The following is a 13,623-nucleotide window of genomic DNA, read 5'->3' on the forward strand; positions in this document are numbered from 1 at the left end:
CTGAAAAATGTACGGTCAGGAAAAGCTAGTTAAGGCGTTTTTCCAGATCGGAGAGGCTGGATTTCAGGATCGCGTCGCGGCCCTTTTCGTCCAGCTTGTCGCGGATCAGGGCCTCGGCGGCCGCGACCGCCTGATCGGCGGCGGCGGCGCGGACTTCCGCGGCAGCCTGTTTTTCGGCCTGGGCGATCTTGGCCTCGGCCATCACCGCGCGGCGCTCCAGACGGTCCTCCAGGTCCTTGCGGGCCTGTTCGCGGATGCGCGTGGCTTCCTTCTTGGCCTGGGAGACGATGGTCTCCGCCTCGGTCTCGGCCTCGCGCTGACGGCGCTGATAGGAGGCCAGAAGCTCCTGCGCCTCTTCCCGCATGCGGCGGGCGTCTTCCAACTCGTCCGCGATCTTCTGGGCGCGGTCATCAAGGCGCGAGCCCAGCGATCCCGGCACCTTGAAATAGAACAGGACGACAAAGAACAGGATCAGCCCGACAGTCGCGATGAAGGCCGGATCAGAAATGAATGCCATAGCGGTTTCCTCGTCTCGTCCTTCGCCCTAGCCCCGGGAGGCCGCTTTCACGGCCTTCTGGGCTTCGGCGTCCGTCGGGGCCTTGCCGATCAGTTTCTCGACAATGGCCGAGGTCGCCGAACCGGCAATTTCCTGAACATGGGCCAGCGCTTCGGCTTTCGCCTCGCGGATGCGGGACTCGGCCTCTTCGTGCTTGGCGTCCATCTCCGCTTCGACCTTGCCGGTCTCTTCGGCGATTTCCGCGTCAATCTTGGCCTTGGCGTCGGCGGCGATGGTGTGCGCCTTGGCGCGGGCGTCAGCCAGCGCGTTCTCGTAAGCCGTGGCCGCCGCCTTGGCTTCTTCGTTCAGGCGGCCCGCCTCGTCCAGATCGTCGGCGATCTTGTCGCGGCGCTCTTCCAGGATCTGGCCAAGACGCGGCAGCAGGAAGCGCGACAGCACGAGGTAGAGCAGGCCGAACGAGACGACCAGCCAGAACAGCTGCGAGCCGAAATATTGCGGATCGAACGGCGGAAAGACGCCGTGGGCCTCCGTGGCCCCATGCGTTTCAGGCGCGGCCATGGCCACACTCCTTCAAGAAAATACGGCTCCCGCGCGCCCGTTCAGCAGGCGCGCGGGAAACGGATTAAAGCGCGAACAGCAGCAGCAGGGCGATCAGCAGGGAGAAGATGCCCAGGGCTTCCGTCACGGCGAAGCCGAAGATCAGGTTGCCGAACTGCGCCGGCGCGGCCGACGGGTTGCGCATGGCGGCTTGCAAGAAGCTGCCGAAGATGTTGCCGACGCCAATGGCGGCGCCGAGCATGCCGAGGCAGGCCAGGCCCGCACCGATGAATTTAGCCGCTTCCGCTTCCATTTGAATGCTCCTCTTCGATCGGGGAAGTTGGCGAATAGAAAACGCGTTGTCCGTTTTAGTGTCCCGGGTGCAGCGCGTCGTTGAGATAGATGCAGGTCAGGATCGCGAAGACGTAGGCCTGCAGGAAAGCCACAAGGAATTCAAGCGCGGTCAGGGCCACGGTCATGAACAGGGGCAGGGACGCGCCAAGCACGCCCACCAGCCCGATGCCCGCCATGGAGGCCACGAAACCGGCGAAAACCTTCAGAAGGATGTGTCCGGCCAGCATGTTCGCAAACAGACGGACCGAGTGGCTGACCGGGCGGGAAATGAACGAGATCACCTCGATCAGCACGACAAAGGGAAGAATATAGATCGGCACGCCGGAGGGCACGAAAACCCGCAGGAAGCCGAAGCCGTTCTTGAACACGCCGTAGCCGATCACGATGAAGAAAACGAGAAGGGCCAGGGCGGACGTCACCACGATCTGGGCGGTCGTGGTGAAGAAATACGGGAACATGCCCAGCATGTTGGCCATCAGAATGAAGCCGAACAGGGTGAACACGAACGGGAAGAAGCGCAGACCGTCAGAGCCGGCGGTGGAGCGGATCATGTCCGCCACGAATTCGTAGGAAATCTCCGCCATGGACTGCATGCGGCCGGGGACCAGCGCGCGGCGCGAGGTGGAGACCATCAGCAGCAGGATGATCGCGGCGCTGGCCAGCACCATAAAGAGGCTGGAATTGGTGAATGTCAGGTCCAGCGGGCCAACCAGAATCGGTTCGCCAATGGTCTGGATCTGAAACTGATGCGTCGGATCTTTTGCCACGCCCGAGGCCTCCTCGCGCCGGACCTCGCCTGATCCGGCCTTAATTCCTTACGCGCCGTCGGGCGGCGAGCCCTTGGCGTTCAAATCCTGCGCCGCGCGCACGACGTTTCTCACGCCCGCGGCAAATCCAAGCATGGCGCCGATAAACAGCCCCCAGGGCGGCGCGCCAGTGGCCAGATCGACCAGGAAACCCAAACCCGCGCCGATCAGCACGCCCGCCGCAAACTCTCCGCCGTAACGGAGCCCTGCGGCCAGTCCGCCGCGTTCCGCCTCGCTCGGCTCCCGTTTCGCGTTTTGCGCCTGATGCGTGGCGCGGCGCGCTTGGAGCCGTTGTTCGAATTCGTCGAGTTCGCTGATTGAGGCGTCGCGCTTTGGCTTGTTCGGGTCAGACATGGTCTTTGACCGTCCAGCATCCCAGCCGGACGCCGCGGAAACTACCCACGCCCTTGCATGAAGTCAAGAAAGGGGCGCCGCGTGTTATCATCCTGTTTTAAAAGGTAAAATTACTCCGCCGCCGCCAGCTGTTCAGCGCGCGCGAGATCGACGGAGACAATCTGGGACACGCCCTGCTCGGCCATGGTCACGCCGAACAGGCGATCGGCCCGCGCCATCGTCACCGCATTATGGGTAATAATCAGGAAGCGCGTCTGGGTCCGGCGGGTCATTTCGTCCAGCATATCGCAGAAACGGCCGACATTGGCGTCGTCCAGCGGCGCGTCCACCTCGTCCAGCACGCAGAGCGGCGCCGGGTTGGACAGGAACACCGCGAAAATCAGCGCCGTGGCGGTCAGGGCCTGCTCGCCGCCCGACATCAGGGACAGCGCGGCCAGCCGCTTGCCCGGGGGCGAGGCGAAGATTTCCAGGCCGGCTTCCAGCGGATCCTCGCTCTCGGTCAGCTCCAGATGCGCTTCGCCGCCCTCGAACAGGGTCTGGAAGAGGCTCTGGAAATGGCCGTTGATGACCTCGAACGCTTCCAGCAGCCGGTTACGGCCTTCCTCGTTCAGCTTCTCGACGCCGCCCCGCAGCTTGGAGATGGCGGCGACCAGATCCTCGCGGTCGGTCTCCAGCGAACCGCGGCGTTCCTCGATTTCCTGCGATTCGATGTCGGAACGCAGATTGACCTCGCCAATGGATTCGCGGCCGCGCTTGGCCTTTTCCAGCTGGCTCTCCGCCTGATCGGCGGTGAGGTTCGCCTCCATCAGCTCGCCCGCCCGTTCGGGCAGGTCCGCCGGGGCGCATTCCAGATTCTTCTCGATCTCGGCGCGGCGCTCCTCAAGGCGCTCTTCCGCGCCGGCTCGTTTCTGTTGCGCCGCCGCGCTCTGTTCGCGCAGCGCGGCGTGGCGGTTTTCGGCTTCGCGCGCGGCGCGGGCGGCGGTCTGGGCGGCGGCTTCCGCCTCGGCCAGAGCATCGGCGGCTTTCGCCGCGCGCTCTTCCGCTTCCTTCAACTCGCCCTGCAGGCCCTGGGCGCGCTCTTCGATTTCGTGGGGCTGGTCCTTGGCGGCGGAGCGGGCGTTTTGCGCCTCTTCCAGCAGCCCGGCCAGTTCGTCTATGCGCCGGCCGGCGTTCTCGCCGCGGCGGCTCCATTGCTCGCGGTCGCTCTTGATCGATTGCAGGCGGGATTCGCGGCGTTGCGCCTCGCCCCGCAGGGAATCGTAAGCGGCGCGGGCCTCGGCGGCGGCGTTGCGCAGCGCGTTCGTTTCCTCGCGCGCGGCCTCGATCTCAGACTCGTCAATATCGTCGCTGGCGGTTTCGGCCAGCGCGGCCTGCGCGGTTTCCAGCTCGCTATCGAGATTATCCGCTTCGTCGGCCAGCCGGGTCAGGCGGTCTTCCAGCGCCGCGCGCTTGCGTTCGGTTTCGGCCTGCGCCCCGGCTTCGCGGTCGAGCGCCTTACGGTTCTCGCCAACCTTGCGGTCGGTTTCCGCCATGTCGCGGCGGGCGGCGCGCAGCGCCTCCACGGCGACGCGATTGTGATTGACCGCGCCGTCCCGCGCCTCGCGCGCCGCGGTCAGGGCGGCCTCGGCGGCCTCGCGCTCGGCGGCCAGCTGTTTCAGGCGCGTGCGCTGTTCCAGCCGCGCGGCGGCGGCCGACGGCGTGCCGGCGGCGCTGCGATAGCCGTCCCAGCGCCACAGTCCGCCATCGGGGCTGACCAGGCGCTGTCCCGGCTTCAGGTCATTGACCAGCGCGGCGGCCGCGCCGGCCTCCGCGACGCCAACCTGTGACAGGCGCGCGGCGAGTTCCGGCGGCGCCTCGACGAAATCCGATAGCGGCTTGGCGCCGGCGGGCAGGGCGGAGTCGGGCTTTGCCGCGCCGGCCCATTGCCGCGCCGCTTCGCCGCCCACGGCCGCGTTCAGGTCATCGCCCAGCGCGGCGGCGAGGGCGTGTTCATAGCCGGCCTCGGCGCGGACGCGGGCCAGGGCGGGCTCCCAGTCCCGGCTGTCTTCGCTTTGCAGAGCGCGTTCCAGGCCCCGGGCCTCGGCCTCCAGCGCGCCGGCGTTTTCGCGGGCCTCGTTGAAGGCGCGCTGAGAGTCGCGTTCGGATTGGGCGGCTTCCTCGGCGTTCTGTTCGGCGCGCTCCAGCGCCTCGCGCGCGGCCTCGGCCGCGCCCTGCGCCTTGTTCAGATGGGCGCGGAACATGTCCAGCTGGTCGGCGCTGTCGGGATCGTCCAGTTCGGCCAGCGATTTGCGGGTCTGGTCGCGCTCGGCGGCGAGACGGCGGACACGCTGATCCAGTTGTTCGGCGTGGCGGCGGGCCGCCTGTTCGCGGGCGCGCGCGGCGGCGGCCTGTGATGTCAGGTCGGACAGGCGCGCTTCCGCCTCGTCGCGTTTCGCGGCGGCGTCCTCATGCGCGGCTTTCGCCGTCTGCAGGCGCTTCGCCTCGTTCTCCGCTCCGGCGGCCAGCTCCGCGGCTTCGGCGTCCAGACGCTCCAGCGCCTGTTTTGCGTCGGCGGCGATGTCCTCCTCGCGCTGGCGGCTGGCGGTCATTTCATTGATGCGCGCTTCGATCCGCTCCAGCTCGGCGCGCGCTTCGCGGGCGTCGCGGTCGATGGCGTCGCGCTTGATCTGCACATGACGCAGAACGGCGGAGGCTTCGGCGTCGGCCTGACGGGCTTCGGGCAGGGCCGTTTCGGACGTGCTGGCCTGCGCCCGGGCGGAAGCCGCTTCCTCCGAGGTTTCGTTCACTTCGGCGGCGATGCGGCGAAGGTCCGCGTCAGCCTCTTGAAGTCCGCGCTCGGCGGCGGTCCATTTCAGGTGCTGGATCAGCGCTTCGAGGCGGCGGATCTCCGCGCCCAGCCGGCGATAGCGGGAAGCCTGACGGGACTGGCGCTTGAGCTTGGCCAGTTCGCCTTCCAGCCGCCCCAGCTCCTCGTCCAGCCGGTCCAGATTGGCCTCGGCGGCGCGAAGCTTCAGCTCCGCCTCGTGACGGCGGGCGTGCAGGCCGGCAATGCCCGCGGCTTCCTCCAGCACGCGGCGGCGGTTCTGCGGCTTGGCGGAGACCAGTTCGGAGACCTGCCCCTGCCGCACCAGCGCCGGGGAATTGGCCCCGGTGGACGCGTCGGCGAACAGAAGCTGCACGTCCTTGGCCCGCATCTCCTTGCCGTTGATGCGGTAGGCGGACCCGCCGCCGCGCGTGATGCGGCGGCTGATTTCCAGCTCCTGGGCGTGTTCGAAGGGCGCGGGGGCCTTGCCCTCGTCATTCTCGATGACCAGCGTGACTTCGGCGTGGTTGCGGGCCGGGCGGCGGCCCGTGCCGGCGAAGATCACGTCCTCCATCCCCGCCCCGCGCAGCGCCTTGGCGGAGGTCGCCCCCATCACCCAGCGCACGGATTCGAACAGGTTGGACTTGCCGCAGCCGTTCGGCCCCACAACGCCGGTCAGCCCCGGTTCGATCCGGATATCCACCGGATCGACGAAGGACTTGAAGCCTGCAATGCGGAGCTGGCGGAATTTCACAGCCTGGTCGCGCCTTATCCTTCCGCCGGCGTCGCGGCGTCTTCGCCGTCTTCGCCCGCGTCTTCTTCAGACGGCGGCGGGGCCTGGTCGCCCAGCAGCGGCGCGAACTTCTCGTCAAAGAAGCTGAGCGCCCGCGCGCCGGCATAGGTCTCGCCGTCGATGATGAAGGTGGGGGTGGAGCTCACATTGAACTTGGCGGAGGCCTCGTCGACGACATCGTTGATGCGGTTGATCTGTTCCTCGTCCCGGATGCAGGCGTCGAATTCCTCTTCATCGATCCCGGCGGCGCGGGCGATATTCAGAAGCTCCTCGCGCGGCTCCTGCGAGCGGACGATCTGCTCCTGCCGTTCAAACAGCGTGTCCAGCACGTCGTAATACTGGCTGTCCGGCGCGCAGCGCGCGACCAGGAAGCCGGCCATGGCCAGCGGCACGGGCGGGGTGGGCAGTTCGCGGAACGTGTATTTCACCAGCCCGGTATCGACATATTTCTCCTTCACCTCCGGCCACGTCGTCTCGTGGAAGGCCGCGCAGTGCGGGCAGGTGACCGAGGCGTATTCGATCAGAAGCACGGGCGCGTCGGCGTCGCCCAGGATGATGTCGTCCGCGCGCTGGTTCTCGGCCAGCGGGCCGTCGGCGCTGGCGCCGTCTCCGCCCCCGCACGCGGCGAGGAGGAGGGCCGGCGCGGCGATGGCCGCGGTCAGAAGGCTGCGTCTGGTGGCTGTGTTCACGTCAAATCTCCGCTCAATCCTTAATAAATCCGCCGATTCTCTTGAGTCTGGCAAGCTCGGCTCATGGGGCGCTGCGCGAAAGCACCGCCCGGCCGAGCCGTTGCAGCGCCGCGCGAAGGCGTTCGGACTCGATCCCGTGCAGCGAGTTTTCCAGCGATTGCGTCTCGCTGGGCGTCAGGCCGCGGCGGACGGGCGGGGCCTTTTTCGGGGTCATGGCCGGCTTGAAGCTCAGCGGCCCTTGCTGGAAGGCGATGCGGGCAATCGCGCCTTCGCCGCAATAAAGGTTCGCCCGCTCGATCAGGCGCGGCGTCTCCGCCTGCAGCAGCGTGGCGGCGGGCCCGCGCGTGCGCAGGGTCAGGGTGCCGCCCTTGCGTCCGCGCGTCAGTTTCACCGGCCGCGCCAGCTTCGAGAGACGCTCGCCCGCAATCTCGTTCCAGTGTTCCGTGATTTCAGTCAGACCCGGCCCATATTTCTTCGCCAGCGGCCGCAGGACGGCGGCCACGGCGCGCCCGGCCTGCGGCGCCGGCTTGATCGCCGCACGTCCGCGCGCGCTATTCAGGCGCTGCAAGGCGGTGCGGGAATCGAGACGGGGCGGACGCATGGGAGCCATGGCCGCAAGCCTCGCTTTTCGCGCCGCGGCGGTCCAGAGGGGAAGGCATGAACGATCCACAGGGAAATGAAGGCCCGCCGGCCATGCGCGCGGCGCTTCTGGCCTGGTATGACCGCCATGCCCGCAGCCTGCCCTGGCGCGCCCCGCCGGGATCGGGGAGCCGGACCGACCCCTATCGCGTCTGGCTGTCGGAAATCATGCTGCAGCAGACCACCGTGCCGCACGCCGCGCCCTACTTTGCCAAATTCACCGAACGCTGGCCGCGCGTGGAGGCTCTCGCCGCCGCCGACCGCGATGACGTGCTGGCCGCCTGGGCGGGGCTGGGCTACTACGCCCGCGCCCGAAACCTGCACAAATGCGCGCAGGCGCTGGCGGCGCAGGGCGGATTTCCGGAAACGGTCGAAGGGCTGAAGGCGCTGCCGGGGGTGGGCGACTATACCTCTGCCGCCATCGGCGCCATTGCGTTTGACCTCCCCCACGTTCCCGTGGACGGCAATGTGGAGCGGGTGATGGCGCGGATATTTGCCCTGGAAACGCCGCTGCCTGCCGCCAAGCCGGAGATAAGGGCGCTGGCCGCGCGCTTCGCCGCCGATGACCGGCCGGGCGATTTTGCGCAGGCCTTGATGGATCTGGGCGCGACGGTATGCACCCCGAAATCTCCCGCCTGCGCGCTGTGCCCGTGGCGGGACAATTGCGCGGCCTTCGCGCAGGGCGACCCCGCCGCTTATCCCAAACGCGCGCCCAAGAAGAAAAAGCCCCACCGTCAGGGCGTGGCGTTCTGGATGCAGCGGGACGGCGCGGTGCTGCTGCGCCGTCAGCCGGACGAAGGCCTGCTGGGCGGCATGTGGCTGCCGCCCTCAACGCCATGGCGCGAAGAGGCATGGAGCGAAGGCGAGGCGCTGGGCCACGCGCCCGCCGCCGCCGAATGGGAAGATATCGGGGCGGAGGCCCGGCACGTCTTCACGCATTTTTCTCTGGGGCTGGAAATCTGGCGCGCGGCCGCCCCCGCCGGTTTTACGCCGGATGCGGAAGAACGGTTCGTGAAGCTGGAGGATTTGCCGGAAAGCGGCCTGCCGAGTGTCGGGCGCAAGGTGTGGAAACTGGCGGCGTCCTAGTCCTGTCCGCCCGCCCAGGCGATGCATTCCACCTCGACCGCCGCGCCCAGCGCCAGCCCATCGGCCCCCAGCGCGCTGCGCGCGGGATAGGCGCCGGCCTCGAAATAGCTCGCATAGACTTCGTTGAAGGCGGGCCATTCGGCCATGTCGTCCAGAAAGACGGTGCATTTAACGACATCGCCGAAACCGAGGCCGCGGCGGTCCAGCGCCGCGCCGATATTATCCATGGTCTGGCGGGCCTCGGCGGCCATGCCGCCTTCCGCAAGGCTGGCTTCGCCCGGGATCGTGCCGATCATGCCGGACAGATAGAGAAATCCGCCCGCCTCGACGCTTTCGGAGAACGGGTAATCGGCCAGCGCCGGGTCCGGACTGGGGTGATGCAGAGGATCAGCGCCTGCGCTGAGTGTCAGAGCGGCGAGGGCAATCAGCAGCGATGTCATGTCGGCGTCTCCGTTAAGCCAGCTGGCCGAACGTGTTGACCAGCGAGTCCAGCATAAGCTGGGCGGCGAGCGCCGCCAGTATCACGCCCAGAACGCGGGTGATCGCGCTGGCGGCGGACGGGCCGGTCAGACGCAGGATCGCGCCGGCGGCCAGGAACAGGATCAGTGAGAGCGCCAGCGTCGCCGCCATGGCGCCCAGCGTCACGCCCTTTTCCGCCAGCGACAGCTTCTCGTCTGACATATAGAGCAGCACGGTGGCGATGGAGCCCGGACCGGCCAGCATGGGCAGCGCCATAGGGAAGACGGAGATATCCTCCCGGTGCTCGATCTCGCCCGGATGCGCCTCGCCGTCCTCTTCCCATTCCTCCTTCACCGTTTCGGCGCGTTCCTCGCGCCGCTCGCTGCGCTTTTCAAAAATCATGTCCAGCGCGATCAGGAACAGCAGCACCCCGCCGGCCAGCCGGAAAGCGTCCAGCCCCACATGCAGGGCGTCCAGCACGAAATCGCCGATGGCCGCGAAGCCGAACAGGATGATGGCGGAGATGATGATGGATTTCACCGCCATGGTGCGCGCCCAGCGTTTCGGCGCGCCCTCGGTCAGGCTGGCGAAAACCGGCGCGACCCCAAGCGGGTCGATCACCACGAAAAACGTGACGAAGGAGACGATGAAGAGTTCAAGCATGGCGCGGCTCTAACGCTTTGCGCGCGCCGGGGGAAGCCCCGAAATTGCGGGCAAACAGGTCAGCGGCGAAACGCCGCGCGCGCAAACGCCGCTTTGCCTTCCGCCGGTCAGGCAATCACAATGGCGGAAACGGCGGCCGCGGTTTTTGGAGAGTTGAACGATGGATTTATCCGATCCGGTCATTCTGGCGCGAATACAGTTCGCGTTCACGATATCGTTCCACATCATCTTTCCGGCCTTCACCATCGGGCTGGCCAGCTATCTGGCCGTGCTGGAAGGCCTGTGGCTGTACACCAAGCGCGACGTTTATCTGCGCGTCTTCAAGTTCTGGCTGCCCATCTTCGCCGTGGCGTTCGCCATGGGCGTCGTTTCCGGCATCGTGATGAGCTATCAGTTCGGCACCAATTGGGGGCCGTTCGCAGAGCGCACCGCGCCGATCCTCGGCCCCTTGCTGGCCTATGAAGTCCTGACCGCGTTTTTCCTGGAGGCGGGCTTCCTGGGCATCATGCTGTTCGGGCTGAAGCGCGTGGGACCGAAACTGCATTTCGCAGCCACGTTGATGGTCGCCATCGGCACGCTGATTTCCGCCTTCTGGATCCTGTCGGCCAATAGCTGGATGCAGACGCCGGTCGCCTACAATATCGAACCGGGCACGGGGCGCTTCACGCCGGACACTTGGATGGGCGTCATCTTCAATCCGTCCTTCCCCTACCGCTTCGCGCACATGACGCTGGCCGCCTATCTGACGACCGCCTTCGTGGTCGGCGGGGTGGGCGCGTGGCACCTCCTGAAGGACCGCGCCAATCGCGGCGCGCGGGTGATGTTCACCATGGCGGCCCTGATGGCGATGGTGGTCGCGCCGCTGCAGCTGGTGGTCGGCGATCTGCATGGCCTGAACACCAAGGAGCATCAGCCGGCCAAGGTCGCCGCGATGGAGGGCCATTTCGAGTCCAGGGAGGGCGCGCCCCTGATCCTGTTCGGCCTGCCGGACCGGGAAGCGGAAAAGGTCCATGCGGAGATCGGCATTCCCAAGCTGGGAAGCCTGATCCTGGAGCATGATCTGAATGCGGAGGTGACCGGGCTGGATGCCTTCCCGAAGGAAGATTGGCCCTATGTGGCGCTGACCTTCTGGAGCTTCCGCGTGATGGTCGGGATCGGCATGCTGATGATCCTGTTCGGCGCGGTCTCCGCGCTGCAGCTTTTCCGCGGCAGGCTCTATGATTCCGGCTGGCTGCACCGCTGGGCCGTGGGCATGGCCCCGCTCGGTTTTATCGCCATCCTCGCCGGCTGGTTCGTCACGGAAACGGGCCGCCAGCCCTGGGTGGTTTACGGACTTATGCGCACGGCGGACGCCGCCTCGCCCGTCGGCGCGCCCGGCGTCGGGATCAGCCTGATCGCTTTTGTCGCGATCTACATGATCGTTTTCGGCGCCGGGACTTTTTATCTGATCCGCCTGATGGGCCGCACGCCCGAGATTGAGGATGACCGCACGCTGGAGAAGGGCCCGATCCGCACCGCGGGCGTCAATCCCGGCCCGGCGCAGGAAGATGGAGGCAGGGAATGATGGACCTTCCAACAATCTGGGCCGGACTGATCTGCATCGCCCTGCTGGCCTATGTCGTGCTGGACGGGTTCGATCTGGGCGTCGGGATCCTGTTCCTCACCGGCAAGGATACGCGCGAGCGCGACACGATGATGAACACGGTCGCGCCGGTCTGGGACGGCAACGAGACATGGCTGGTTCTGGGGGGAGGCGGCCTGTTCGCGGCCTTTCCGCTGGCCTACTCGGTGCTTCTGACGGGCTTTTACGCGCCGATCATCGCCATGCTTCTGGCGCTGGTGCTGCGCGGGGTGGCGTTCGAGTTCCGCTTCAAGACGGAGCGGTGGAAGCATTACTGGAGCTGGGCCTTTTTCGGCGGCTCCACCATGGCGGCCTTCACGCAGGGCATCATGGTCGGCGCCTTCGTGCAGGGCGTGGAGGTTCAGGACAATGTCTATGCCGGCGGCTGGTTCGACTGGCTGACGCCGTTCACAATCCTCTGCGGCCTCGCCCTGACGGCGGGGTACGCGATGCTGGGCGCGGGCTGGATGGTGATCAAGACGGACGGCGAACTGCATGACCGCATGAATCGCTGGCGCATCCCCATCGGGGTTATCGCCATCGGCCTGCTGGCGCTGGTCAGTTTCGGCACGCTCTACCAGCAGGAAACGGTGCGTCTGCGCTGGCTCACGGCGCAGGATGGCTGGTGGTTCTGGATCATCCCGGCGGGCAGCGCGATCGCCGGTCTGGCCTTCCTCTACACCGCGCGGAAGGGGAAGGAGGTCACGCCCTTCCTGTGGACCCTAGTCCTGTTCGCCACCGGTTTCGCCGGGCTGGCGGCCAGCCTCTATCCCTATCTGATCCCGCCGGACATCACCTATCGGGAAGCCGCGAACTATGACGCCAGCCTGGTCTTCATGCTGGTCGGCGCGCTGATCATGCTGCCGATCATCCTGGCCTATACCGCGTTCGCCTACTGGACCTTCCGCGGAAAGGTGGACCCCGATCATGGCTACCACTGATCCCGAAGAAACGCCGGGCGGCCCGGCGCGCAAGGCGCTGTGGTTCGTCGGGCTGTGGATCGCCGGCTTCGCGGTGGTGGTCGGCGGCGCCTACGGCCTGAAACTGATTATGGGGATGGTGGTCGGGCTCTAGTTCGGCCGGCTCGGCGACCCGCTGATCCCGCCCGCTTCGCGCACCTGACGGCGCAGCACGTCCAGCGGGATCAGGCCGCCGTCCGTGCGCACATGCCAGAACGTCCAGCCATTGCAGGCCGGGGCCTTCAGAACATGCGCCCCCACCTGATGGATAGAGCCCCGCGCGTCCCCGGTAACGATGGAGCCGTCGGCGCGGATGCGCGCCACGTGGCGGCCATCCGGGCTATGCAGCTTGTCGCCCGCCGAAAGCAGGCCGCGCTCGATAATCGTGCCGAACGGCACGCGCGGCAGGGCGCGGGCGGATTCGGTGACTTCCAGATCCTCCGGCGCGGCGCCGACAACCTTGTCGATCCGTTCGCGCGCGGCGATGCAGTAATCGTGATCGGCGTCCACGCCCATGAAGCGGCGGCCCAGCTTCTTGGCGACCGCCCCGGTGGTGCCGGTGCCGAAGAACGGGTCCAGGATCACGTCGCCCGGATTGGTGGTGGACAGGATCACCCGGTGCAGCAGCGATTCCGGCTTCTGCGTCGGGTGGGTCTTTTCGCCGTCATCCTTCTTCAGGCGCTCGCCGCCCGTGCAGATCGGCAGCGTCCAGTCGGAGCGCATCTGCACGCCGTCATTGAGCATCTTCATCGCCGAATAATTGAAGGTCGGCTTGGAATCCTTGTGCTTGGCCGCCCAGATCAGCGTCTCATGCGCATTGGTGAAGCGCGTGCCGCGGAAATTGGGCATCGGGTTGGATTTGCGCCAGATGATGTCGTTCAGCATCCAGAACCCGGCGTCCTGCAAAATGCCGCCGACGCGGAAGATGTTGTGATAGCTGCCGATCACCCAGATCGCGCCATCGTCCTTCAGAACGCGCCGCGCCTCGTCCAGCCAGCGCCAGGTGAACAGGTCATATTCGTCGAACCCGCCGACTTGGTCCCAGGCCGCTTCCACGCCGTCCACGCGGGAATTGTCCGGGCGGTGCAGTTCGCCGCCAAGCTGGAGATTATAGGGGGGGTCCGCGAACACCAGATCGACGCTGCCGTCCGGCAGCGTCTTCATGAATTCCACGCAGTCGCCTTCGTAAATCTCGTCGAGCGGCAAATCCGCCATGGCCCACGCCCCTTTGTTTCTTGCTCTATTCAAGCCCGTCGAATCGGAAGCGTCCAGATTCGTGCGCTCACGGTTAGCGAGGGGCTAAGGAACGTGGTTAACCGGTTTTAACGGGGCGGCGAGGGGGA

General features: G+C 66.7%; 15 protein-coding genes. 4 read left to right on the forward strand and 11 right to left on the reverse strand.

Annotated elements, in window-relative coordinates:
• Positions 1-25: 25 nt before the first annotated feature.
• The 8 genes from atpF to L338_RS14115 form a co-directional block, all read right to left on the reverse strand.
• The gene (gene atpF / locus L338_RS14080) at positions 26-517 is read right to left on the reverse strand and encodes a F0F1 ATP synthase subunit B (RefSeq protein ID WP_022699037.1); all 492 of its coding nucleotides are present in this window, start codon (positions 515-517) and stop codon (positions 26-28) included.
• A gap of 27 nt (positions 518-544) precedes the next feature.
• Positions 545-1,075, reverse strand: a complete 531-nt coding sequence (locus L338_RS14085; protein WP_022699038.1) for a F0F1 ATP synthase subunit B — start codon at positions 1,073-1,075, stop codon at positions 545-547.
• 64 nt (positions 1,076-1,139) lie between these two features.
• Positions 1,140-1,367 (reverse strand): F0F1 ATP synthase subunit C, encoded by a 228-nt coding sequence (locus L338_RS14090; RefSeq protein WP_022699039.1) that lies wholly within the window; start codon positions 1,365-1,367, stop codon positions 1,140-1,142.
• 55 nt (positions 1,368-1,422) lie between these two features.
• Positions 1,423-2,175 (reverse strand): F0F1 ATP synthase subunit A, encoded by a 753-nt coding sequence (locus L338_RS14095; protein WP_022699040.1) that lies wholly within the window; start codon positions 2,173-2,175, stop codon positions 1,423-1,425.
• A gap of 48 nt (positions 2,176-2,223) precedes the next feature.
• Complete coding sequence (locus tag L338_RS14100; RefSeq protein ID WP_022699041.1) at positions 2,224-2,568, reverse strand: AtpZ/AtpI family protein; 345 nt, start codon at positions 2,566-2,568, stop codon at positions 2,224-2,226.
• Between the two features lie 110 nt (positions 2,569-2,678).
• The gene (gene smc, locus L338_RS14105; protein WP_022699042.1) at positions 2,679-6,125 is read right to left on the reverse strand and encodes a chromosome segregation protein SMC; all 3,447 of its coding nucleotides are present in this window, start codon (positions 6,123-6,125) and stop codon (positions 2,679-2,681) included.
• 14 nt (positions 6,126-6,139) lie between these two features.
• On the reverse strand, positions 6,140-6,853 hold the full coding sequence (locus L338_RS14110; protein ID WP_022699043.1) for a DsbA family protein: 714 nt from the start codon (positions 6,851-6,853) through the stop codon (positions 6,140-6,142).
• Between the two features lie 61 nt (positions 6,854-6,914).
• A complete protein-coding gene (locus L338_RS14115) occupies positions 6,915-7,463 on the reverse strand; it encodes a DUF721 domain-containing protein (protein WP_081639649.1) in 549 nt (182 codons plus the stop codon).
• A gap of 47 nt (positions 7,464-7,510) precedes the next feature.
• Here L338_RS14115 and mutY point away from each other — a divergent pair, with 47 nt between their 5' ends.
• The gene (mutY, locus tag L338_RS14120; RefSeq protein WP_022699045.1) at positions 7,511-8,578 is read left to right on the forward strand and encodes an A/G-specific adenine glycosylase; all 1,068 of its coding nucleotides are present in this window, start codon (positions 7,511-7,513) and stop codon (positions 8,576-8,578) included.
• Here mutY and L338_RS14125 read toward each other — a convergent pair.
• Both L338_RS14125 and L338_RS14130 read right to left on the reverse strand, forming a co-directional pair.
• The gene (locus tag L338_RS14125; protein ID WP_022699046.1) at positions 8,575-9,018 is read right to left on the reverse strand and encodes a RidA family protein; all 444 of its coding nucleotides are present in this window, start codon (positions 9,016-9,018) and stop codon (positions 8,575-8,577) included. The genes mutY and L338_RS14125 overlap by 4 nt on opposite strands.
• 13 nt (positions 9,019-9,031) lie before the next feature.
• Positions 9,032-9,700, reverse strand: coding sequence for a MarC family protein (locus L338_RS14130; RefSeq protein WP_022699047.1), 669 nt, complete (start codon positions 9,698-9,700; stop codon positions 9,032-9,034).
• Between the two features lie 160 nt (positions 9,701-9,860).
• Here L338_RS14130 and L338_RS14135 point away from each other — a divergent pair, with 160 nt between their 5' ends.
• The 3 genes from L338_RS14135 to L338_RS17445 are packed head-to-tail and all read left to right on the forward strand — an operon-like array spanning position 9,861 to position 12,395.
• Positions 9,861-11,264, forward strand: coding sequence for a cytochrome ubiquinol oxidase subunit I (locus tag L338_RS14135; protein WP_022699048.1), 1,404 nt, complete (start codon positions 9,861-9,863; stop codon positions 11,262-11,264).
• Positions 11,261-12,262, forward strand: a complete 1,002-nt coding sequence (cydB, locus tag L338_RS14140) for a cytochrome d ubiquinol oxidase subunit II (protein WP_027068569.1) — start codon at positions 11,261-11,263, stop codon at positions 12,260-12,262. Before L338_RS14135 ends, cydB begins: the two co-directional genes overlap by 4 nt.
• Positions 12,249-12,395: a hypothetical protein gene (locus tag L338_RS17445; RefSeq protein ID WP_022699050.1), complete on the forward strand. Its 147-nt coding sequence runs from the start codon at positions 12,249-12,251 to the stop codon at positions 12,393-12,395. Before cydB ends, L338_RS17445 begins: the two co-directional genes overlap by 14 nt.
• Here the strand turns inward: L338_RS17445 and L338_RS14145 are convergent.
• Positions 12,392-13,495, reverse strand: a complete 1,104-nt coding sequence (locus tag L338_RS14145; protein ID WP_022699051.1) for a site-specific DNA-methyltransferase — start codon at positions 13,493-13,495, stop codon at positions 12,392-12,394. The two genes, L338_RS17445 and L338_RS14145, sit on opposite strands and share 4 nt — an antisense overlap.
• Between the last annotated feature and the right edge of the window lie 128 nt (positions 13,496-13,623).

The sequence above is a fragment of the Euryhalocaulis caribicus genome (genome assembly GCF_000412185.1).
GTDB classification, from domain to species: domain Bacteria; phylum Pseudomonadota; class Alphaproteobacteria; order Caulobacterales; family Maricaulaceae; genus Euryhalocaulis; species Euryhalocaulis caribicus.

Bases quoted from the DNA above. Each gene is read 5' to 3' on its own strand.
- atpF (WP_022699037.1), bottom strand. From the start codon at position 517: ATGGCATTCATTTCTGATCCGGCCTTCATCGCGACTGTCGGGCTGATC.
- L338_RS14145 (WP_022699051.1), bottom strand. From the start codon at position 13,495: ATGGCGGATTTGCCGCTCGACGAGATTTACGAAGGCGACTGCGTGGAA.
- L338_RS14135 (WP_022699048.1), top strand. From the start codon at position 9,861: ATGGATTTATCCGATCCGGTCATTCTGGCGCGAATACAGTTCGCGTTC.
- L338_RS14125 (WP_022699046.1), bottom strand. From the start codon at position 9,018: ATGACATCGCTGCTGATTGCCCTCGCCGCTCTGACACTCAGCGCAGGC.
- L338_RS14085 (WP_022699038.1), bottom strand. From the start codon at position 1,075: ATGGCCGCGCCTGAAACGCATGGGGCCACGGAGGCCCACGGCGTCTTT.
- L338_RS17445 (WP_022699050.1), top strand. From the start codon at position 12,249: ATGGCTACCACTGATCCCGAAGAAACGCCGGGCGGCCCGGCGCGCAAG.
- L338_RS14100 (WP_022699041.1), bottom strand. From the start codon at position 2,568: ATGTCTGACCCGAACAAGCCAAAGCGCGACGCCTCAATCAGCGAACTC.
- cydB (WP_027068569.1), top strand. From the start codon at position 11,261: ATGATGGACCTTCCAACAATCTGGGCCGGACTGATCTGCATCGCCCTG.
- L338_RS14115 (WP_081639649.1), bottom strand. From the start codon at position 7,463: ATGGCTCCCATGCGTCCGCCCCGTCTCGATTCCCGCACCGCCTTGCAG.
- L338_RS14090 (WP_022699039.1), bottom strand. From the start codon at position 1,367: ATGGAAGCGGAAGCGGCTAAATTCATCGGTGCGGGCCTGGCCTGCCTC.
- mutY (WP_022699045.1), top strand. From the start codon at position 7,511: ATGAACGATCCACAGGGAAATGAAGGCCCGCCGGCCATGCGCGCGGCG.
- L338_RS14130 (WP_022699047.1), bottom strand. From the start codon at position 9,700: ATGCTTGAACTCTTCATCGTCTCCTTCGTCACGTTTTTCGTGGTGATC.